The sequence below is a fragment of the Aliirhizobium wenxiniae genome (assembly GCF_019511445.1).
Classification (GTDB): domain Bacteria; phylum Pseudomonadota; class Alphaproteobacteria; order Rhizobiales; family Rhizobiaceae; genus Neorhizobium; species Neorhizobium wenxiniae_A.
The window spans coordinates 287,008-304,856 of the sequence record NZ_JAEUAN010000002.1 but is presented as its reverse complement, the minus strand read 5'-3'; the positions used below and the strand labels follow the sequence as shown (position 1 = coordinate 304,856).

Here is a 17,849-nt window from a genome sequence, read left to right as displayed (position 1 = left end):
GCGGATGACACAATGGATCAGGCTAACTTTCGACCGATGACGATATTTCCCCCGGAACCGAAAGACCACGACACGTTCATCGACCTCGACAAGCTGTGGTCTGCAGCGATGCGGCGGCTTGGCGTGATCGCTGCTTGCGTCGTTGCTATGGTTGTTCTGGCCGGGATTTATCTGGTCTTTGCCCAGCCGATGTACACGTCCATGACCAACATTCTCATGGACGACAATCTTTCCCGTTATGCGGAAGAAAACGCATCGGACGTCCAGTCGGCGCAGATGCTCGACAACCGCATGTCCAGTGCGGTGGAAATCCTGAAATCGAAGGAACTGGCGCTCAGCGTCGTCGACAAGGCGAAGCTCGATGAGAACGCCCTGATCGTTGATCCGCCGAAATCGCCGGTCGATCATGTCAAGGGTATGATCCGCGGTGCAACCTCGATTTTTTCGGCCTCCACACCGCCTTTGACCGAGGAACAGATCGCCGCAGGCCGCCGTGAGAAGGCCGCAGCGATCATTCAACAGTGGCTGACGGTGGAACGCGTCGGGCGCAGTTCGGTCGTTGCCGTTTCCGTGCGCTCGCCGGACAAGCTGCTTTCGGCGCAGATCACCAAGACCTATGCGCAATCCTATCTGACGGAACAGCTCAATGCCAATTTCGACGCCACCGAGCGCGCCAGCATCTGGCTGCAGGAGCGGCTGAACGACCTGAATACCCGCTCGCAGCAGGCGTCGCTCGCCGTCGAACAGTTCAAGCGTGAAAAGGGCCTGATTTCCCCGCGCGGCGAACTTCTGTCGGCGCAGCAGCTTTCGGATCTCAACAGCCAGCTGATCGTGGCCCAGGCCGATGCGGCAACCGCCGCCGCCCGCTACAACCAGTACAAGGCGATTATCGACAAGGGGCCGGAAGCGGCCGTGCACAATGCCGTGGTTTCGAACCGCGACACCGACAACACCGTGATGCAGGACCTGCGCAAGCGCTATATCGGCATCAACGACCGCGAACAGGCGATCATCCAGCAGTTCGGCGCCGATCATCCGCAGGCAATCGCGATGAAGGCCGAAAAGCAGGACGTTACCAATCAGATGTTCCGCGAATTGCAGCAGCTGACCGGCAGCTTCAAGAACGATCTGGACGTTTCGCAGTCGCGCGTTGAATCGATGCGGGAAAACATCCAGCGCGTTGCCGGCAACAATGCCGATGCGAATGTGAACATGGTGCAGTTGCAGGAACTGGAGCAGCGCGCTTCGGCTCTCCGGACGCTTTACGAGTCCTACCTGCAGCGTTTCGAACAGGCCTCGCAGCAGCAGTCCCTGCCGATCGCCAAGGCGCGCGTTATTTCCGATGCCGGCGTGCCGGTCTCTCCGTCCAGCCCGCGCAAGACGCTGACGCTGGCACTGTCGGTCATTCTCGGCCTTCTGATCGGCTGTGCGGCTGCTGCCGTTCTGGAACTCCGTGAACGGTTCTTCCGCACCGGCGAAGACGTTCAGCAGAAGCTCGGCATGCGCTTCCTCGGTTACCTTCCGCGGATTGCCGGTGCCGCGCGTGAAGACGCGCCGAAGCCTGCCGCTGTGCCGGAGCAGGGTGAGGCCGCCAACCAGCCGGTGGGCGATCCGATTTCCTTCCGCCGGATGATGCGTGTCGCAGTCGAGGCGCCGCGTTCGCAGTTTGCCGAAACGCTGCGTAACACCAAGCTTGCCTGCGATATCGTGCTGCAGGGCAAAAAATGCGCCGTCATCGGTGTCGTTTCCTGCCTGCCGGGCGAAGGCAAGTCGACGGTGGCCGCCAATTTTGCCGGTCTCATCGCATCGAGCGGCGCGCGCACACTCGTTATCGACGCCGACCTTCGCAATCCGGGTCTTTCGAAGATGCTGGCAAGCGAGCCGGAAGTCGGTCTCGTCGACGTCATCCTCAACAAGACGTCGTGGACCAGCGTTGCGCGTGTCGACCGCCGTTCGCGCCTCACCATCCTGCCGATGACGACGCGCGGTCGCCAGGTGACCCATACGAGCGAGCTTCTGGCTTCCAGCGGCATGAGCCAGTTCCTGGAAAGCATCAAGGACACATTTGACGTCATCGTCGTCGACCTTGCGCCGTTGATCCCGGTCATCGACGCCAAGGCGTTCGAGCCTTACGCAGATGCCTTCGTCTTCGTCACCGAATGGGGCGCGACGCCGGCCAAGGCGGTGCAGAGCGTGCTGCAGTCGGAACCGCAGATCGCCGCCAAGACGATCGGCGTCATCCTCAACAAGACGGATCTTTCCGAGCTGCACAAATATGCCGATCCGGGTGCGCCGGAGCGGCTGCGCTCCAACTACCTGTCCTATTACCGGGACTACAAGGAAGTTGCCGCCGAGTAGCGGCGCTGCGGTACCCATCAAACAGAAACGGTCCGGTTTTCCGGGCCGTTATACGTTACGCCCCTCATTCCTGTCCTTGTGACAGGAATCCAGCCACGGCGCGTCCGCGCCGTGAAAAGACCCTTTCCGCCCAAGGACTTGGGCGGCTGGATTCCTGTGACGAGCACAGGAATGAGGGTGAGTTTGGTTGCCCGTAGTGGCTAAAGCAGACCTCAGCGCCTCACGCGCAATCCATCCATCAACAACCCGATCAGGCGGTTGGCGCTGTCGCGCCATTCGGGTGTATCGGGGATCGAATAGATGCTGGACATGGCATGCATCAGGTCCGATTGGCCGATATCCTTGCGGATCAGGCCCTGCGCCTGCGCGGTCGTCAAAAGCGTGTCGAAGGAGGAGCGGATACGCCCGAACCCTTCTGCAAACATGGTGGAGTTGGAGCTTGCGATGATCTTCAGGCTGCTCGCCATGCCACGCTTGGTCGCCATATAGTTGACGAAACGTCGCATCCATTGTTCGAGCGCGATATCGGCGGCTTCGGTGCGCGACAATTCGTCGGCGGCATCCGCCAGGTTCTGCAGCTCACGCCGATAGACGACTTCGACCAGATGTTCGCGTGTCGGAAAATGCCGGTAGAGCGTGCCGATGCCAACACCGGCCTTGCGGGCGATATCTTCCAGCGAGGTCTCGACGCCATTGTCGGCAAAGGCCTGAGCGGCGATTTCAATCAGCTTGTCACGATTGCGGCGGGCATCCGCCCGCAGTTTCGGCGTCTTCTGATCTGCATTTTCCGGCGTGGCCGAGGCCAAAATCATGCTCCTGCGTGATCGGCAACTGACGCTTGGGCATCAAGTCACTGGTTTGAATGGAGGAGCCTCCGAATTGGAAGTCCTTCTCGTTTTAAACCGGAAGCAGGGTGGATGTCATGTGTGAAATGCTGTGGTGCGCGAGTGGGTGATGATCTCAGACGCTGATGAGGTCAACACCATCACTGTTCTCTTCTGTTGTGAAAGGACAAAGATGTTTGCAGGAGCATGTTGTTACCTGACACTTGAGCGGCTTCCGACCCTAACGTCTCCCGAGGTTATCTTTGGATCTCCGTGAACCGGGTAGATGTACCCAGTGTTTGGCTTTGCATTCGGCATCCGCGAAGGGAATGTCGTTCGCGCAAACTGCATGTATCGTGCATCGGCTTTCGGATTGCCGGTCGAATCCCGCATGGACACGGATGCCATTTTGCCATTCGCGTCGGTTCTGACGAGCACTGCTCCTATACGTTTTGTCATGGGACTGCAGCTGACGACAAACAGGCTCAGGAGAAAAATCACAATCAGACGCATAAATAGCTTTCTGGAAAAAAGATCGGATTATTGCTGGTGCTGATCGGTATTGATTCTCGGAAAAATTGCAATCCACTGAGACGTCGCGACCGCCTCCTTGATTCCACAAGGTGCCAAGCTTTCAATCCGCCGAATACCGCTCCTCGTTCCACGGATCACCGCGCATGTGATAACCGTTCTTCTCCCAGAAGCCGGCGTGATCCATGCCGTTGAAATCGATCCTTTTCAGCCACTTGGCGCTTTTCCAGAAATAGAGATGCGGCACGACGAGGCGCACGGGGCCACCATGCTCTTCGCTCAGTGGCGCGCCTTCCCAGTCGGTGACGATGATCGCATTGGGTGAGGCAAAATCGGAAAGCAGAAGGTTGGTCGTGTAGCCGTCGTAACTCGTCAGCATCACCGAATGGGCCTCTTCCTTCGGATCGACGAGATCGAGGAAGTCGCGGGTGGAGACGCCCTTCCAATTGTTGTCGTAACGCGACCATGTGGTGACGCAGTGGATGTCGGAGAGCATGTCCGTCTGCGGCAACGCCTGGAATGTGGCCCAGTCGAGCGTCACCGGATTGTTGACGAAGCCATGGACCTCCAGCCTCCATTGGGCGGTCGAGATGCTTGGCTGCTGACCGAGATCGAGAACGGGCCAGTTCTTCACCAGATGCTGGCCGGGCGGCAGCCTGTCCGTTTCCGGCCTTGCATGGCGGCCGGTGAGGAATTTCCCTTCATCGGCCCATTTGCGCTTGGTGATCGTCAGTTTCGAGTCCCGAGCCGGGGTGTCATCGGCCATGAACGTCTCTCCTGTCACGGTGATCTTGCGTCCCTCGATAATCTGATGAACATGGGCGTGAAATCAATCACCCGTCTTTCACATTCCTCTGCCGGAACCCCATGCTCGCCTCGAATTCCCGCTTCAATCCGCTCGTCGACAAGCTTTCGCTTCCGCCCGTTCCCTCCGTTGCCGCGTGGGGTCGCGCCTATGATGGAGCGAAGGGGCCGCTGATCGATCTTTCGCAGGCCGTTCCTGGTTATCCGGCGCATCCGGAGATGTTGCGGCTGCTCGGGGAAACGGCATCCTCCACCGCTTATACCGGTTACGGTCCGATCGAGGGTGATGCGGTTCTGAGGAATGTCTATGGCGCCCATGTCGCCGAGGTCTACGGCGCGGCACTTTCCGCCGCCAACACGCATATCACCTCCGGCTGCAACCAGGCCTTCGTCTGCGCCGCGATGACGGTTGCCGGTCCCGGCAATACGGTGCTGATGACCGAACCCTTCTACTTCAACCACGAAACCACGCTTTCGATGATGGGCATCAACACCGCCTTCGTGCCTTGCAAGGCGGAAGACGGATTTCTGCCGGAGGTTTCCGCGATCGAGGCGGCAATCACGCCACAGGTGAAGGCGCTCGCTCTCGTTTCGCCCAACAATCCGACGGGCGCGATCTATCCGCCGGCGCTGCTGGAAAAGATCTTCAAGCTCTGCCAGGACAAAGGCATCTGGCTGATCCTCGACGAGACCTATCGCGATTTTCTTCCCGAAGCCGGGCAGAAGCCGCATGGCCTGTTTAATCTCGATGGCTGGGAAGAGACGCTGATCAGCCTCTACAGCTTTTCGAAATCCTTCTGCATTCCCGGCCATCGTCTCGGTGCGATCACGGCGAGCGAAGCGGTGATCGGCCAAGTCGCCAAGATCATGGACAATCTGCAGATCTGCGCGCCGCGTGCTGCGCAGGGTGCGGTAGCTGCAGCATTGCCTTTACTTGCCGCATGGCGCGAGGAAAACCGGCAGGAAATCGGCCGTCGCGCCAAGGCTCTGAAAGCCGTCATGCAGCAGCTTCCGGAGTGGAAGCTCGATGCGATCGGCGCCTATTTCGCCTTCGTGCGCCATCCGTTTGCCGGTGTCGGCTCGGCGGAAGTGGCGGAGAAGCTTGCCAAACGCGCCGGCATTACCTGCATTCCCGGCGTCTATTTCGGCGAAGGCCAGCAGAATTACCTCCGCTTTGCCTTTGCCAATGCGGATGTCGAAACGATCGGGCGGATCACGGAACGTTTGGCGAACTTTTCACTGTCGTAAGCGGCTCGGCGCGCCTATAACGGGGCATGGCTCAACGTTCAGGCAGCGCCGATCTTCCGCTTCACAGCGGCCGGGTTCCCCGGTGGCTCGGCGAACGCATGACACGGCTCGGCGCCGTCATCACCGAAGCGATCGTCATCCATTACGGCCGCGACGAACTGCTGGCGCGGATGGCGCATCCTTTCTGGTTCCAGTCCTTTGGGGCCGTAATGGGCATGGATTGGCACTCATCGGGCATTACCACCAGCGTCATCGGCGCGTTGAAGCGCGGGCTCACGCCTTTATCCGGCGAACTCGGCATCCATGTCTGCGGCGGGCGCGGCAGGAATTCGCGCCAGACGCCGGAGGAACTGATCGCCATTGGCAACCGCGTCGGCATCGACGGCGGAGCGCTGGCAAAGACCAGCAAACTCGTCGCCAAGGTGGATAGTGCCGCGGTGCAGGACGGGTTCGATCTTTACCTCCACGGTTTCATCGTTACCGATGACGGCAAATGGGTGGTCGTCCAGCAGGGCATGAACGATGCGCGGCGACAGGCGCGACGGTATCACTGGCATTCCGAAGGGCTGAAGAGCTTTCTCGATTCACCCCATGCGGCGATCGAGGGCAGAGGGCAGGGCGAGATCGTCAATCTCGCCGACCACCGGGCATTGCCTTCCCGCACGGGCCAGCTCGATCTGCTTGCCTCACTCGGACCGGACAAGATTGTGAGGGAGGTGATCTCGCTCGATCCATCGCGATTGAGAAAGCCGTCGGCCCAGCCGATGCTGCCGCATCTGATCATGCCGGAGCATCACGATGTCCGCGAGGAAGACGTCAACATGCGCCGCCTGCACGGCACGCTCGCGGCTGCTGCCGATCGCGGGCCTAAGGATTTCGAGGATCTCTTGATGACGCCGGGTGTTGGTGCCCGCACCGTTTCGGCGCTCGCCATGGTGGCCGAAGTGGTGCATGGCGCGCCCTGCCGTTTTTCCGATCCCGCCCGTTTCTCGCTCGCCCATGGCGGCAAGGACCGGCATCCGTTTCCGGTGCCGCTGAAAGTCTATGACGAGACGATAAGAGTAATGAAATCCGCTGTCGGCAAGGCAAGGCTCGGCCGCGAGGAAGAGCTGCAGGCGCTGCGCCGCCTCGACGATCAGGCCCGGAGCCTCGAACGCTACGTCACCGGCCCGGATTTCAAGGAAATCATCGCCGGCGAGTTCCGCCATTCGCATGAATGGGGCGGGCGCAGCGTCTTCGGCTGGGAGCCGCCGGAGGATGAAGGCGGCCGGCCGGGGCAGAGCGGAAAACGCGCCCGTTGATATCCCTGGCAGGATCTTTTGAACAAGGACAGTTCAAAGCATCGCGTATTCGTACTGATCAGACTTCTACGCATCGATAACGGCGATCGCGTCCATCTCGAACAGGATTGCAGGATGAAAAAATGCCGACACCTGCACCAGCGTGCTGGCGGGAGGTGTTTTCTGATGAATAAAGCGATCACGCACTTCCCTCAAGACTGCAAGATTATTCATATCCTTCAGGTACATACCTATCTTTACCAAGTGCTCGAAACCGGCTTGTGCATCCGCCAGTGCCATCCCTAAATTCTCGAACACCTTTTCGGCTTGCAGCTTAAAATCATCCTCACCGACCAAACGGCCGTTATCGTCCAGCGGGACCTGCCCGGAAATATAGATCGTGCGCATACCGGCGGGGACGATTACGGAATGCGAATAGCCCGCCGTCGGTGGAAGCGCCGTCGGGGTCCGGTACACAAGTGAAGACACATCTTACTCCTAATCTGCAGCAGACGCAGAATATGCGCGCTCTGCTTCAACAACAATGTGCGGCCTTGGCGCAGTGCGCTGATTTGACAGCAATCACTTGAACCTCCGACAGAGTGTCGCGGCATAGGCTTTGCTGCGGCCCTGCGGCATACCGGACGCTTGTCACAATCCGGCTACCGCCTAGGCTGCGTATCAGGAGACATATGAAAGGGAGTAGTCATCATCATGCCAGCCTTATTGGATCGCCGTCAGCTTCTCACCGCCGTCGCAGCCTCGGCGCTTTTGCCGGTCGCCGCGCTCGCGCAGAATTCCGGCGCAACGCCGGTTGCCGTTGCGGGAAAGCCGGGTGAGATACCCGAGGGGATGAAGCTGCCGCTTCTGCCGCAGCTGGAAAGTTTTCCGATCTGGCCGGAAGGCAAGGTGCCGGGAAGCGCCGGTGTGGCGGCTAAGGAGGAGTGGATCCTGCGCAATCCGAAGGATGGTGATCCTAACGATACGGCGGCCATGCATGTGACCAATCCGATCCTGATGGTGCAACGGCCGGAAAAACCCGATGGCTCGGCGATCCTGATGATCCCGGGCGGAAGTTATACCCGTGTTGCGGTCACCCGTTCCGGCAGCAGCATCGACAGAACATTTGCCGGTCTCGGTTCGACTGTCTTCATCATGACCTACCGCCTGCCGCATGACGGTTGGGCTGCGGGACCGGGAGCACCGCTGCAGGATGCGCAGCGGGCAATCCGGCTGATCCGCCACCGCGCCAAGGAATTCGGTATCGACCCCGCCCGCGTCGGCGTTGCCGGTTTCTCGGCCGGCGGGCATCTGGCAGGCTGGCTGACGGAGAGCTTTGGCCGGGAAACCTATGAACCGGTCGATGAGGCCGACAAGCTCTCGACCAGGCCGCTCGTTACCGGCATGTTCTTCCCGGTGATGACGATGATGGCGCCCTATGCGCATGAGACCTCGGTCAAGAACATGTTCCCCAAGGGCGGCACGGATGAGGAGAAGCGCAGGATCTCGCTGGAGTTCAACCTGCCCGCCGACATGCCGCCGACCTTTCTGGCGCATGCCGGTGACGACCCGGCCGTTGCGCCGGAAAACAGCCTGATCCTGTTCAATGCCCTGCGCGCCCAGAAGACACCGACCGAACTGCATCTCTTCGAAGTCGGCGGGCACGGGCTGATCGAGAACGGCAAGGATCTTCCGCATCTGGCACTGTTCGAGACTTTCGCGAAGCGCCATGGCTTGTGGAAGTAGGACAGGCGGCAGACGCCGGACGGTCTGCAAAAGCTCCCGCGGGGCATCCGCGGGAGTCTTGGTGCATGCCGTGCGGCCGGCCACGGAACAATCTTTCCGCCTGCGGGGTTATCGAAGACAACTGGAGGAGGATATGATGACCCGTGAAAGCACATCGGAAGAAGCCACCCGTTTCGGCAGTAGCCAGCCGAGCGTCGCCAGCAGCTGCGGCACCGGCGAGGTGATGTTCAAAACGAGACCGAGTGCGACAAGTATTGAGCTCAACAGAGCCCGCAAGGCATGCGGCGTCGGGGCCGGTTCCCTGGACCGCGACGAGCGCGTTGCCGATGCTGGTGATGCGGGCTGATATTGTTTAACGTGGTGGCCGGATCTCGCGTGATCGCCGCTCAGGCGTTGGAAATATCCTCCCGGCTGGGCTAATCTTGCCGCATGACGAATCCGGTTTTCATTGGTGCTGCTTCCCCACTTTTTGCGGTGGCGGGCACCTATCTGCTCAGCCGCTGCATTTCGAGACTGTGGAAGATCATTTTTCCGGCGGTGAAATATCGCTTCTCTGCGGGAAGTGCGCCTTACCGGATGAACCTGCCGGTCGCGGGGCGCTATGTGGTCAGCGTCGTCATTCCGGCCATGACGTTCATCACCGGTGTCTCCTATTTTTCGGCCCGCTTTTCCATCATGCAGCAGCCGTCAGGGACTGCGCTGGACTACCGCCCCGATAGCCGTTTCCTGTTTCGGACCGAGCGCACCGATATGAGCGGTAAGAAGTCGTTTCCGCTTGGGGCGTTCGAATGCCCTAAGCCCGGCGATTTCGAGATCACCTGCCTCAATCCGGAAACGATAAGAGAGACTTTTCAGTTGGAAGTCTCGCCGCATGTGCCGGCGCTTTATCTCGTCGCCCTTATCCTTGCGACAATCCTGTCGTCCTTCATGGCGATCGGCGGATTTGTCTTCTGCATTCTATGGCTGGCGGGAAGACTGTAAGCAGCCTCCCGCCAGGTCTCGATCAGCGGATATGCAACGGCGCTTCCTTATGCGCAACGATGCGGCCGGCGAGCTCGCCGATCCGCTGCATCGCCGTCTCCAGCACATTTTCGGGAACAGTCAGCGAAATGCGCAGGAAACCCGCCGCTTGATCGCCGAAGGAGGTGCCGGGCATGACGGCGACTTTCTGCTGCTTGAGCAGTTCCCAGGCGAATTCCTCGCCGTTCAGGCCGGTTGCCGTTACGTCGAGCAGAATGAACATGCCTCCTTCCGGCGGCATCGGTTTTACCAGATTGCTGCCGGCAAAGGCTTTTTCGACGATCGCGGCGCGGCGGGCGTAATTCTCGCGCATCATGTCGGCGGTGTCGAAATGCTTGGAAAGCGCCAGCGCCGTCATATCGGAGATGAAGGGCTGCACGCCGAAGAGCATGGTTTCGGACACCGGCAGAAGCCGTTCGCAGAATTCCTCCGGGCCAGCCGCCCAGCCGGAGCGGAAGCCCGGTGCCGCATGGGATTTCGAGATCGAAGAAACGGCAATCGTCCGCTCTGCCAGTTCCGGCATGTCGAAGGGCGAGGCGAATTCGGTGCCGTCGAAGATCAGCTGCTCATACACCTCGTCGGAGATGATCCAAAGGTCGTGCTTGCGGCAGACTTCACCGATCGCAGCGATTTCGGCTTTGGTCAGCACGGCCCCAGTCGGGTTGTGCGGGGTATTGAGCAGCAGCACGCGGGCTTCCGGAGTGATGGCGCGCTCCAGATCCTCCGCCTGAAGATGGAATTTCTTCTCGGGCCGCAGCGGCACCGGGATCATGTGGGCACCGGTCGAGGCGATCACGCCTTCATAGGTCGCATAAAGCGGATCACCGACCAGTACGCCGTCGCCTGCCTCGACCAGTCCGGTCATCACGCCGTAAAGTGCTGTCTGGGTGCCGGGGAAGCAGAGGAAGTTCTTCTCGGTCACGCCCTTGCGACGCTTGGAATATTTGTCGACCAGCGCCTTGAGGACTGCCGGTTCGCCGCGGCCGTTGGAATAGCGGGTGCGACCGGCATACATGGCGCGCGAGGCTTCATCCAACAGTGCGGTGTCGGGTGCCACGTCCGGTTCGCCGATCGTCAGTTCGATGATCTCTTCTCCCTCGGCCTTCATCCGCCGGGCGGTGAGATGCAGGGCCCAGCGGCCGGAGCCGAGATGGGCAAGGCGGTCGGTGATCGAAGCATAACGCATGCATGGTTTCCTTACTTTTCCAGGGCCAGTTCGCCCGGGGTCAATCTCAACAGTGCCTCGACAGAGGCAAGCGCTGAATCGGCGAGTTCGTGTTCGTCAAACAGATCGGCGGCAAGCGTGCCTTCCAGCCACAATCCATCGACCAGAGCATTCAGCGAGATAGCGAAGCTCCGGCATTGTTTCGGCGAAAGCGCGGTGCCGCGCTCGTCGAAAAAAGCGAGCAGCAGCGTTTCGACTTCCTGCAAAAACGCCAGATAGTTTTCCCGGTGAATGGCGGCAAAACTCGGGTCTGTCTGGATGTGGCTGATGAAAGCCGCCCAGAGCGACAGCGTGCGGCTGTCGGTGATCGGCGGCGTCAGGTTGGCGATGATAAAGCGGCGAAGCCGCGCCCTTGGGGCTTCGTCCTCACGGGCGGCCTTTATCGCGGTCCTGGTCATGCCGTCCATCACAGCGCGATAGGCCGCCTGCAGCATCTGGTCCTTGCCGGTGAAATAGTGGCGGATCAGCCCTGCCGTCACGCCTGCGCGTGCCGCAATCTGGCGCACGGTCGCGCCCTTGATCCCATCCTCGGCGATACAGTCCAGCGTCGCCAGGATCAGGTCTTCGCGGCGCTCAGCCTCGCTGGCGCGGCTATAGGAGCGGCGGGCTGATGCCATCTCGTCGTCACGTTCTTCGTTTCGCTGCCGATCCGGCTGTTATTATACGATTGAATAATTGCCGTATAGCGGCAAGTCGCCGACCTCGCCCCTTCATTGCGAAATCGCTTCGTCTCTTATATGGATCGCAAGTCTACTATGTGAGACGATTTGAGCGCGAAAGGATTTTGGTCAGATGGAGCATGATCCTGCGGATGCGATAGCCTCCACGCTGAAGCATGAGCGAGAGGCGCGCAAATGGTCGCTTGCCGATCTCGCCGAGCGCTCGGGCGTCTCCAAGGCGATGATCAGCAAGATCGAGCGGCGGGAAGCGAGCCCGACCGCGACCGTGCTCGGCCGGCTTTCCGGCGCTTTCGGTCTTCCCCTTTCTGTGCTGATTGCGTCAGCCGAAAAGGCTGCAGAGCGGTTGAGCCTTGCGGAACGGCAACCCGTCTGGACGGATCCCGAAACCGGCTATCTCAGAAAGACGATTTCGCCCGCTGGTGCGCCGGCGGAGCTGATCGAAGTTTCTCTACCTGCCGGTGCCCGCATAAGCTATCCTGCCTCTGCCTTCTCCTTCCAGCAACAGCAAATCTGGGTTCTGGAAGGGCGTCTCGATTTTTCCGAGGGCGGCGTCGGGCATGTGCTGAAGGCGGGTGATTGCCTTCTGCTCGGTCCCCCCAGCGACTGCGCATTCTCCAATCCCGGCACGTCGCCGGCTCGATATCTGGTGGTTCTTTCCCGCGGCTAGTTCCGTTTTCGTGTTATCCTTCCGGAACAATCGGCCGATGTCGCCGCTTTGACCTTGAGGAGATGAAATGGCTCTGGGAGGAGGGTTTTCATGCAAGCTGACAGGCATCCATCCAATCAAACTGCACATGAATTGGCCGCGCGCGAGCGGGCCGGACGTCAACTGGCTGACAAGCTGTCGGGACTTGCCCTGGATGACATCGTGATCGTTGCACTTTCGCCGGACAGTGTCGCCCTTTCCTTCGATGCCGCGCAGCGTCTTGGCTGCGAACTCGATCTTGTGCTCGTGGGGCAAATTCCGGCGCCCGGTCATCCCGAAACGACCATCGGCACGGTGATCGATCTCGACGTGCCGCAGGTCATGGTCGACGAGGGGCTGGCGCGCCAGTTTCATGTGCCGCCGGGTTATCTGAAGACTGAGCGCCAGCGCCAGCTATCGGATCTCGAGCGCCGGCACTTCATGTATCTCGGAGATCATGATGGCCCGAACCATGACCATGCCGGCAAGAATGTGGTGATTGTCGATCATGGTGTGGAAGCGGTCATTCTCCAGATCGTGTTGAGGCGGCTTGGAGAAGCCGGTGCACACTCGGTTCGTGTCATCCCGGTGGCTCCCGTCGGAGAGCCATTGGACGACCGCGCGGTTGCCGGATTGCTGAAACAGGCGCGGCGGTTCCAGAAGCTGTTGCACTAGATCTCGATTGTCGCCACGAGAGGCAGGTGGTCAGAAGCGCGCTTGGCCAGAGGGATGTCGATGACCTCCGCCCCGATTACCGCGATATCGTTCGACACGAATATGTGGTCGAGCCTCAGCAGCGGAAAACGTGAAGGAAAAGTTGGGCGCAACTGTCCGGGTACATGAACGCGTATATCGATCAATTCACCCGCAAGCCGTTTGTAGGGTGGGCTGGAGGGGATCGAGTTGAAATCTCCGAGAAGTACGACCGGTTGATCCGATGTGCGGTCGTGCCTCAGCCATTCCGGGCCGAGCAGCACTTCCGCCTGGCGCATCCGGTCAATCCGCCTGAGGCCAAGATGGGTATTGAAGACCTGCAGGCGTTTTTTCCCGACTTCGACTTCGATCCAGAGCGCCCCACGCTGTTCGCCTACAGATGGCAGCGGGCCTGCCTTGACCAGTTCCGCCGGCAGCGCGGTCAGGATCGCATCACCGTAGCGCTCCTCCTCGACATCAAGAGCGGCGTGGAAATGATGCTGCATCTTGAGGATCTCGGCGATGGTATGGGCCTGATCGACGCCGCCCGAACGTTTGCGTCCGACATCGAGTTCCTGCAGGCCGATGATGTCGGGCTGTTCGGCAGCGATGACTGCGGCGATGCGTTCCGGCGCAAGGCGGCGGTCGGTGCCGATGCAGCTATGCACGTTGTAGGTCAGGAGTTTCAGGCGGTGGGACACCGGTGATCTGGCGGCTGTTGACTGCATAGGGCAGGGAACACCTGTGGCGCGTTTTCGTTCCCCTTCTGTAAGAAGACAGGAGGCCTAATGATCGGCAGGAAGCATATTTTACAACTGGCCGTGCTTGCTGCCGTCTGCATTGCCGCCTTTCTCGTCTATCGCAGTATTGGCCGCTATACGTTCGATGAAGTGGCAGATGCGGCGCAAGCCATTCCTCTTGTCAGGCTTGGGGGTGCGCTTGTTTTTGTCGCGGCATCCTATTTGTGTCTCACCGGTTTCGACACGCTCGCGGTCCGTTATGTCAAAAGACCGCTCGCATGGCGGCAGACGGCACTTGCGTCCTTCTGTGCGCTGTCGATCGGCCACAATGTCGGCATGGCTGCGCTCAGCAGCGGTGCCGTGCGTTACCGCTTCTATTCGCGCTGGGGGCTGACGGGCGGGGAGATCGCCAAGGTCATCGGCTTTTGCGGCATCACAGTTGGCCTAGGGCTTTCGAGCCTTGCCGCGCTGGTGCTGGTTCTCGATCTGGGTCCTGATACGGATCTTTTCGGCATCAGGCAGGAGACGAGGGTGGCGGCCGGTCTCGCCTGCCTTGTCCTGCCGCTCGCTTATCTTCTCCTATGTGTCTTCAAGATCCCGGTGCGGTTACGCAAATGGCGTCTCGATCCGCCGACGCCCGGTGTGGCGATGGCACAGATCGGTATCGGCACACTGAATTTCGCCTGTGTCGCGGCAGCGATCCATCAACTTATGGCGGTGTTTGGCGATATCACCTATTTCGAGGTTGCGGGTGCCTATGTCACGGCCAATGTTGCTTCACTGATGAGCCATGTTCCGGGCGGGCTCGGGGTGCTGGAGGCGACGATGCTCGGTATTCTTCCCGGAGTAGAAATCATCGGCGCACTCGTCGCCTTCCGGGTTCTCTATTTCTTCGTTCCGCTGATCATCGGCCTGCCAACATTCCTTGTCAGCGAGGCCTATTATCGGCGTCGACCGACAAGCTTCTCAAAACATTCTATGGGGTGAGAAGCGCGAAACGAGGCGGCGGAAGCCGGCCTGGATCTGCGGAACAGGCCAGAAAGGCTGTTTCGGATCGACGATGCTGGTGCCGGGAATGGATTCGGTTTCGCCCTTCTCGACATCCACATCGAAGGGCTTCAGATGCCGGCCGTTGACGTTCAGCATCTCGATCGTTCGGATCAGCGAGCCGGTCTCTTCGAAATGCCGGCGCACTAGTGCCGGATCGGCTGCCAGATGTTCGGCAAGTAGATCGATGCGAAGCTCCGCAACCGCGGCGCGGCCGGCTGCATCCTGCGGTTCCATCGCCATGTCGCTCTCGGTGTCGAGACCTTCGGAACGGTTGTTGAGGTTTGAGGAGCCGACGCGGACAAAATGGTCGTCTGCGATGATCAGCTTGGAATGGACGATGATCTCCCGTTCGCCACCCTTACCGTCTGGCGTCACAGCATAATAGACCCGTAGCCGGTCATATCGGTCGGCGCGTTTCAGCCGGCGGATCAGCCGTGTCCGGTTATGGCCCATCATCAGCTTTTCGAGAAAACCGTGGGATTCGCGGGTGACGAGCACGACGATCTCGGGACCGTTCGGCCTGCGCAGCCGCTTGGCAAGCGTGCGGGCGACGCCGAAGGAGGCGAGATATTGCGTCTCGATATAGAGATGTCTTTCCGCTGCCTTCAGCGCATCGTGGGTCAGGCGGATCGCTTCGCGGTGGCCGCGACGACCCTTCCATTTCCAAGGCTCGGTCAGTGCTAGGCCGGTCGGGCACTGGGTGAGGGCCGGCTTGAGATCTGATGGCCAGGGCGTAGGGCCGGGCACGTTAACGGGAGCAAGCTCCTCTCCATGGGTTTTCCTCCATCTGCGCCGTGCGACATCGCCGATCAGCTTGGCCATGTCACCGGTGACGATGGTCTGCATGTCATGAACGGGGCCGTAAGACGTGCCATCCGGCGAGACGCGATCGGGATTGACGATCGTGTGCTCTCTGTCGTCCCAGCGGCGTGCGGTCAGATCGATGCCGCCGAGAAAGGCGGTCTTGTCGTCGATTGCGACGATCTTCTGGTGGTGGCTTGCCCGCAACGGATGGCGGAAGTCGAAACGCAGGTCAATGCGTGGGTGATCCGCCCATTCCATCTTGCCGAACATGCGCAGGCTTTTGCCGGAATAGATCGGCCCCATGCCCCAGACGAGAATGCGGATTTCCAGATCCGGTTTTTCCTCGACCATGCGCCGCAAAAGCGCGCCGATCGTTTCGGAATCTTTTTCTCTCGGGCGCAGCCGAATGTCGGGATTAAAATCCCAGCCGACGATGAATATCGACCTTTTGGCCTGACGCAGCACTTCGTCGAGACGAAGAAAATAGTCTTCACCGTCGATCAGGAAGGCGACGCGCTCCGCCTTCGCCGAGCGCCAGACATTTCTGCCGGGCTTGATGATCCGCGTGCGGTCAAGCACCGGATCGATCAGATCAGGGTTGGAAAAACTGCTCACGTCCACCTTGCGCCACCTCGTCATGTCTGACGGATGAACGCCATGGTTTCAGATTTTGTTCCCGCGCCCGAAGCTGTCTTTGAAGGCTTACCCGGCCTTGTGAGTCTGTTGCGTGGAGACCTTGGTATCGAACGTACCGACATAAGTGTCGTCGACCATCTGCATGGCGACGAATACGGAGACCAGAATACCGGCGGTCACCACCAGCAGCTTCCACAGGCACGGTTTGAACTCGGCTGGCTGCTGGGACCGAGCTGCAACGCTGCTCGGCATGCTCTTACTCGATACTGTCATGTCGTTCTCTTCTGTGCCGCCGGTTACGCCGCATTTCCTGGCGGCATGTAGACGGGCGGTCTGTTTGTCTCATCCGGATTGGGGACCGGCGCCTCATCGGGCAGCCTGTCCGGTTCCGGTTCGTTGATCGGCGGATCCGGAGCCCATCCCGGCGCCGGCATAGGCGGCTGCTCTGTTGGCTCTCTTTGATCCTTAATCATCGGCGCCTCCATTAATGCATTGGTAACCCGGGGCGCAAGTGATGGTTCCCACCTTTTTAACAAGTGCTGATATGTCGCAAATGCATCCCTCGATGGCATAGCGCGACAATTTCGCGTTTATTGTCAGGGAACTTCCCGTCATGGTTCGGGGTTGCCATTGGCGATCACGCGCCCGTGTATTATCTGTGGATGAGACGGAGGGAGGAGCCGGATGACCCATGCGAAGGACAATTTCATTGCCTGGCTGAAAAGCGCCCATGCGATGGAGGAACAGGCGATCACCTCGCTGACGGCGCAGACGCGGCGGCTGGAAAACTACCCGGATCTCAAGGCGCGCATGCTCGAACATCTCGAGGAAACGCGAAGCCAGGCGGAAGCGCTGCAGAACCTTCTCAACGATTTTTCCGGTGCGCCATCGACGCTCAAGGACATTGCCGGGCGCATCGCCGCCACCGTGCACGGCATCCCCGCGTTGGTGATGAACGACGAGGTGGTGAAGTTCACCGCGCAGGCCTATGCGTTCGAACATCTGGAGATCGCCACCTACAGGATGCTGATCACGGCCGCCGACGAGATCGGGGAAACCGAAGCGCAGGCCGTGTTTGAACGCATCCTTGCCGAAGAAATGTCGATGGCGAGCTGGCTGGAAGACAATCTCGATCCCGTCACCCGGGTTTTCCTGATGCGCGATGAGCGGGATTTGCAGGCGAAGCGGTAATTCCTCAGCCGAAAAACGTGTAACCGTCGAAATGGCGATGCAGGCTTTTTTCGTCCTTCATGCCACGCTGGTAAAGATTGATCATCTCGACCGCCACATCGCTTGCCTGGGTGCTGCCACCTTGAAGGCCATGTTCCATGCAAACGTTATCGAAGACGCGCTTGAGGAATGCGAGTTCGTTGGGATCGAATGTGCTTGTTACTGCTGCCGGTATCATGTCTTGCCTCCATAACAGGGGGCGAAAGAACTTCGGTGAAGACCTGCCGTCTTTCAGTCGCCGACGCCCTACACATCAGCCAGCGATGGCGGTGAGCCTACTCCGTTCCGTCGCAGT

At 59.8% G+C, this 17,849-nt stretch carries 19 protein-coding genes; 10 read left to right on the top strand and 9 right to left on the bottom strand.

Annotated features, from left to right (window positions below):
• The first annotated feature begins 12 nt into the window (after positions 1 to 12).
• Positions 13 to 2,358 (top strand): polysaccharide biosynthesis tyrosine autokinase, encoded by a 2,346-nt coding sequence (locus tag JNB91_RS03650; protein ID WP_220324154.1) that lies wholly within the window; start codon positions 13 to 15, stop codon positions 2,356 to 2,358.
• Between the two features lie 212 nt (positions 2,359 to 2,570).
• On the opposite strand, the gene JNB91_RS03645 is transcribed toward JNB91_RS03650, so the two are convergent.
• Entirely contained in the window at positions 2,571 to 3,164 is a 594-nt protein-coding gene (locus tag JNB91_RS03645; RefSeq protein ID WP_430736236.1) for a TetR/AcrR family transcriptional regulator, read from the bottom strand.
• A 652-nt stretch (positions 3,165 to 3,816) separates the two neighbouring features.
• On the bottom strand, positions 3,817 to 4,479 hold the full coding sequence (locus tag JNB91_RS03640; RefSeq protein WP_220324152.1) for a sulfite oxidase-like oxidoreductase: 663 nt from the start codon (positions 4,477 to 4,479) through the stop codon (positions 3,817 to 3,819).
• 101 nt (positions 4,480 to 4,580) lie between these two features.
• Between JNB91_RS03640 and JNB91_RS03635 the strand changes: the two genes are divergently transcribed.
• Positions 4,581 to 5,765, top strand: coding sequence for an aminotransferase (locus JNB91_RS03635; protein WP_220324151.1), 1,185 nt, complete (start codon positions 4,581 to 4,583; stop codon positions 5,763 to 5,765).
• Between the two features lie 26 nt (positions 5,766 to 5,791).
• Positions 5,792 to 7,066, top strand: coding sequence for a DUF763 domain-containing protein (locus tag JNB91_RS03630; protein ID WP_220324150.1), 1,275 nt, complete (start codon positions 5,792 to 5,794; stop codon positions 7,064 to 7,066).
• Between the two features lie 66 nt (positions 7,067 to 7,132).
• Here JNB91_RS03630 and JNB91_RS03625 read toward each other — a convergent pair whose 3' ends face one another.
• Positions 7,133 to 7,534: a RidA family protein gene (locus tag JNB91_RS03625; RefSeq protein ID WP_220324149.1), complete on the bottom strand. Its 402-nt coding sequence runs from the start codon at positions 7,532 to 7,534 to the stop codon at positions 7,133 to 7,135.
• 225 nt (positions 7,535 to 7,759) lie between these two features.
• On the opposite strand from JNB91_RS03625, the gene JNB91_RS03620 reads away from it, so the two are divergent.
• From JNB91_RS03620 to JNB91_RS03610, 3 genes are all read left to right on the top strand, one after another.
• The gene (locus JNB91_RS03620; RefSeq protein ID WP_220324148.1) at positions 7,760 to 8,791 is read left to right on the top strand and encodes an alpha/beta hydrolase; all 1,032 of its coding nucleotides are present in this window, start codon (positions 7,760 to 7,762) and stop codon (positions 8,789 to 8,791) included.
• Positions 8,792 to 8,927: 136 nt separating this feature from the next.
• Complete coding sequence (locus JNB91_RS03615) at positions 8,928 to 9,137, top strand: hypothetical protein (RefSeq protein ID WP_220324147.1); 210 nt, start codon at positions 8,928 to 8,930, stop codon at positions 9,135 to 9,137.
• Between the two features lie 83 nt (positions 9,138 to 9,220).
• Positions 9,221 to 9,772: a hypothetical protein gene (locus JNB91_RS03610; protein ID WP_220324146.1), complete on the top strand. Its 552-nt coding sequence runs from the start codon at positions 9,221 to 9,223 to the stop codon at positions 9,770 to 9,772.
• A 22-nt stretch (positions 9,773 to 9,794) separates the two neighbouring features.
• Here JNB91_RS03610 and JNB91_RS03605 read toward each other — a convergent pair whose 3' ends face one another.
• Both JNB91_RS03605 and JNB91_RS03600 read right to left on the bottom strand, forming a co-directional pair.
• Positions 9,795 to 10,997: a pyridoxal phosphate-dependent aminotransferase gene (locus JNB91_RS03605; protein ID WP_220324145.1), complete on the bottom strand. Its 1,203-nt coding sequence runs from the start codon at positions 10,995 to 10,997 to the stop codon at positions 9,795 to 9,797.
• A gap of 11 nt (positions 10,998 to 11,008) precedes the next feature.
• Entirely contained in the window at positions 11,009 to 11,653 is a 645-nt protein-coding gene (locus JNB91_RS03600) for a TetR family transcriptional regulator C-terminal domain-containing protein (RefSeq protein WP_220324144.1), read from the bottom strand.
• Positions 11,654 to 11,828: 175 nt separating this feature from the next.
• On the opposite strand from JNB91_RS03600, the gene JNB91_RS03595 reads away from it, so the two are divergent.
• Positions 11,829 to 12,383, top strand: a complete 555-nt coding sequence (locus JNB91_RS03595; protein WP_220324143.1) for a helix-turn-helix domain-containing protein — start codon at positions 11,829 to 11,831, stop codon at positions 12,381 to 12,383.
• Between the two features lie 90 nt (positions 12,384 to 12,473).
• Entirely contained in the window at positions 12,474 to 13,076 is a 603-nt protein-coding gene (locus tag JNB91_RS03590; protein ID WP_220324142.1) for a hypothetical protein, read from the top strand.
• On the opposite strand, the gene JNB91_RS03585 is transcribed toward JNB91_RS03590, so the two are convergent.
• A complete protein-coding gene (locus tag JNB91_RS03585; RefSeq protein ID WP_220324141.1) occupies positions 13,073 to 13,822 on the bottom strand; it encodes an endonuclease/exonuclease/phosphatase family protein in 750 nt (249 codons plus the stop codon). The genes JNB91_RS03590 and JNB91_RS03585 overlap by 4 nt on opposite strands.
• Positions 13,823 to 13,882: 60 nt before the next feature.
• On the opposite strand from JNB91_RS03585, the gene JNB91_RS03580 reads away from it, so the two are divergent.
• Complete coding sequence (locus JNB91_RS03580) at positions 13,883 to 14,821, top strand: putative bifunctional lysylphosphatidylglycerol flippase/synthetase (RefSeq protein ID WP_220324140.1); 939 nt, start codon at positions 13,883 to 13,885, stop codon at positions 14,819 to 14,821.
• On the opposite strand, the gene JNB91_RS03575 is transcribed toward JNB91_RS03580, so the two are convergent.
• Complete coding sequence (locus JNB91_RS03575) at positions 14,801 to 16,309, bottom strand: phospholipase D-like domain-containing protein (protein WP_346269256.1); 1,509 nt, start codon at positions 16,307 to 16,309, stop codon at positions 14,801 to 14,803. The two genes, JNB91_RS03580 and JNB91_RS03575, sit on opposite strands and share 21 nt — an antisense overlap.
• Before the next feature lie 81 nt (positions 16,310 to 16,390).
• Positions 16,391 to 16,597: a hypothetical protein gene (locus JNB91_RS03570; RefSeq protein WP_220324138.1), complete on the bottom strand. Its 207-nt coding sequence runs from the start codon at positions 16,595 to 16,597 to the stop codon at positions 16,391 to 16,393.
• 411 nt (positions 16,598 to 17,008) lie between these two features.
• On the opposite strand from JNB91_RS03570, the gene JNB91_RS03565 reads away from it, so the two are divergent.
• A complete protein-coding gene (locus JNB91_RS03565; RefSeq protein ID WP_220324137.1) occupies positions 17,009 to 17,515 on the top strand; it encodes a ferritin-like domain-containing protein in 507 nt (168 codons plus the stop codon).
• Between the two features lie 4 nt (positions 17,516 to 17,519).
• Here JNB91_RS03565 and JNB91_RS03560 read toward each other — a convergent pair whose 3' ends face one another.
• Positions 17,520 to 17,732 carry a hypothetical protein gene (locus JNB91_RS03560; protein WP_220324136.1) on the bottom strand — a complete coding sequence of 71 codons (213 nt, stop codon included), beginning with the start codon at positions 17,730 to 17,732 and terminating at the stop codon, positions 17,520 to 17,522.
• Positions 17,733 to 17,849: the final 117 nt, after the last annotated feature.

What these genes read in the sequence shown, in the direction of transcription:
- JNB91_RS03580 (WP_220324140.1), top strand. Translation starts at nt 13,883, where the DNA reads ATGATCGGCAGGAAGCATATTTTACAACTGGCCGTGCTTGCTGCCGTC.
- JNB91_RS03605 (WP_220324145.1), bottom strand. Translation starts at nt 10,997, where the DNA reads ATGCGTTATGCTTCGATCACCGACCGCCTTGCCCATCTCGGCTCCGGC.
- JNB91_RS03565 (WP_220324137.1), top strand. Translation starts at nt 17,009, where the DNA reads ATGACCCATGCGAAGGACAATTTCATTGCCTGGCTGAAAAGCGCCCAT.
- JNB91_RS03560 (WP_220324136.1), bottom strand. Translation starts at nt 17,732, where the DNA reads ATGATACCGGCAGCAGTAACAAGCACATTCGATCCCAACGAACTCGCA.
- JNB91_RS03595 (WP_220324143.1), top strand. Translation starts at nt 11,829, where the DNA reads ATGGAGCATGATCCTGCGGATGCGATAGCCTCCACGCTGAAGCATGAG.
- JNB91_RS03630 (WP_220324150.1), top strand. Translation starts at nt 5,792, where the DNA reads ATGGCTCAACGTTCAGGCAGCGCCGATCTTCCGCTTCACAGCGGCCGG.
- JNB91_RS03610 (WP_220324146.1), top strand. Translation starts at nt 9,221, where the DNA reads ATGACGAATCCGGTTTTCATTGGTGCTGCTTCCCCACTTTTTGCGGTG.
- JNB91_RS03650 (WP_220324154.1), top strand. Translation starts at nt 13, where the DNA reads ATGGATCAGGCTAACTTTCGACCGATGACGATATTTCCCCCGGAACCG.
- JNB91_RS03635 (WP_220324151.1), top strand. Translation starts at nt 4,581, where the DNA reads ATGCTCGCCTCGAATTCCCGCTTCAATCCGCTCGTCGACAAGCTTTCG.
- JNB91_RS03585 (WP_220324141.1), bottom strand. Translation starts at nt 13,822, where the DNA reads ATGCAGTCAACAGCCGCCAGATCACCGGTGTCCCACCGCCTGAAACTC.
- JNB91_RS03590 (WP_220324142.1), top strand. Translation starts at nt 12,474, where the DNA reads ATGCAAGCTGACAGGCATCCATCCAATCAAACTGCACATGAATTGGCC.
- JNB91_RS03615 (WP_220324147.1), top strand. Translation starts at nt 8,928, where the DNA reads ATGACCCGTGAAAGCACATCGGAAGAAGCCACCCGTTTCGGCAGTAGC.
- JNB91_RS03620 (WP_220324148.1), top strand. Translation starts at nt 7,760, where the DNA reads ATGCCAGCCTTATTGGATCGCCGTCAGCTTCTCACCGCCGTCGCAGCC.
- JNB91_RS03640 (WP_220324152.1), bottom strand. Translation starts at nt 4,479, where the DNA reads ATGGCCGATGACACCCCGGCTCGGGACTCGAAACTGACGATCACCAAG.
- JNB91_RS03570 (WP_220324138.1), bottom strand. Translation starts at nt 16,597, where the DNA reads ATGACAGTATCGAGTAAGAGCATGCCGAGCAGCGTTGCAGCTCGGTCC.
- JNB91_RS03600 (WP_220324144.1), bottom strand. Translation starts at nt 11,653, where the DNA reads ATGGCATCAGCCCGCCGCTCCTATAGCCGCGCCAGCGAGGCTGAGCGC.